Annotated in this window: 1 protein-coding gene; it reads right to left on the bottom strand. The window is 75.6% G+C overall.

All coding sequences use genetic code 11. The annotated features are described in order from the left end of the window. The coding region (locus RYX56_RS21705; protein ID WP_317124031.1) for a class II glutamine amidotransferase domain-containing protein at positions 1 to 315 on the bottom strand (315 nt) is incomplete at both ends.

Below are 315 nucleotides of genomic sequence, written 5' to 3'. Positions count from 1 at the left end.
GCACGAGGCGGGCGAGGGCCTTGTCGAGCGGCCAGCCGTCGAGCGCGAGCAGCTCCACCACGCGGTCGAGCACGCCCGTGTCCGAGAGGTCGGCGCCGTCGGCGAGCGGCAGGGCGTCGGCGAGGGCGGGGCCGAAGCGGGCGGAGGCGAGCGTGGCCTCGCGGGCGCGCAGGTGGGCGAGGTTGCCGTCGAGCGTGTTGATCTCGCCGTTGTGGGCGACGAACCGCATCGGCTGCGCGCGGTCCCACGAGGGGAACGTGTTGGTCGAGAAGCGGCTGTGAACGAGCGCCACGCGCGCCGCGAAGTCGGGCGCGG

It is taken from the genome of Alkalihalophilus lindianensis (genome assembly GCF_032843265.1).
Lineage (GTDB): Bacteria > Bacillota > Bacilli > Bacillales > Bacillaceae_D > Alkalihalophilus > Alkalihalophilus lindianensis.
Note: the sequence above shows the minus strand (reverse complement) of the source record. Positions and strands in the feature narration are given on the sequence as shown.